Source organism: Mesorhizobium sp. M4A.F.Ca.ET.022.05.2.1, from assembly GCF_003998845.1.
Taxonomy (GTDB): domain Bacteria; phylum Pseudomonadota; class Alphaproteobacteria; order Rhizobiales; family Rhizobiaceae; genus Mesorhizobium.
Genome location: NZ_RZOJ01000778.1, coordinates 1 through 860 on the forward strand (window position 1 = coordinate 1; position 860 = coordinate 860).

Annotated in this window: 2 pseudogenes; both read right to left on the minus strand. The window is 66.0% G+C overall.

Annotated elements, in window-relative coordinates:
* Positions 1-93: 93 nt before the first annotated feature.
* Positions 94-583: pseudogene (locus EN745_RS35340) on the minus strand (GNAT family N-acetyltransferase).
* Positions 584-587: 4 nt separating this feature from the next.
* A pseudogene (gatB, locus tag EN745_RS35345) lies at positions 588-860 on the minus strand (Asp-tRNA(Asn)/Glu-tRNA(Gln) amidotransferase GatCAB subunit B); the annotation flags it as partial.

Here is an 860-nt window from a genome sequence, read left to right on the forward strand (position 1 = left end):
CCACATTGTCGATCAGCCTGGTCGTGCCGTCATGTCGCCGCCCTGACTGCGCGCGGTCAGACCTTTCGCCCGCGCCGCTGTCTCCCGCGCTGACTATCCGAGGGGCTTCTCGAAAACCAGCGCCGGCAGCCCGGAACCGCCGCCGCAATCCTTGGTTTCGCCGGCGGCCACAAATCCCTGTGACCGGTAGAAGGCGATCGCCCCCGCGTTGGCTTCCTCCACCTCGAGGCGCAGCCTGTTCGCTTCCGGAAAGCTGGCCTCGACCTCATCGAGCAGCGCCTTGCCGATCCCTTGCCGCTGGCAGGACGGGTGCACATAAAGCTGGTTCAAAAGGACGATCTTCGGGTCGGTGGTGGCGGCGGCGAATGCCATGCCGCCGAGTCGCCTGCCGTCGTCGGCGACCAGGAATTTCGGAGTTCGGCCGCGTCAGCCGGGCCTTGAGCGAGGCGATCGAATGCCATTCGTCGGTGAGCGCCCCGACCGGCTCGGTGCCGTAAATGGCGTCATACGTCGCGTGCCACGTCTCGACCAGCAGCGCGCGGATCGCAACAAGATCGCGCTCGCTGGCGGTACGGACGAACATCGCTTTATTCGATGCCGAGCTTGGCCTTGACCAGGTCGTTGACCGCCTGCGGATTGGCCTTGCCGCCGGTCGCCTTCATCACCTGGCCGACAAACCAGCCGGCCATGGTCGGCTTGGCGCGGGCCTGGTCGGCCTTGTCCGGATTGGCGGCGATTACCTCATCCACCGCCTTCTCGATGGCGCCGGTGTCGGTGACCTGCTTCATGCCGCGGCTTTCGACGAGCTGGCGCGGATCGCCGCCCTCGTTCCAGACGATTTCGCACAGGTCCTTGGCGAT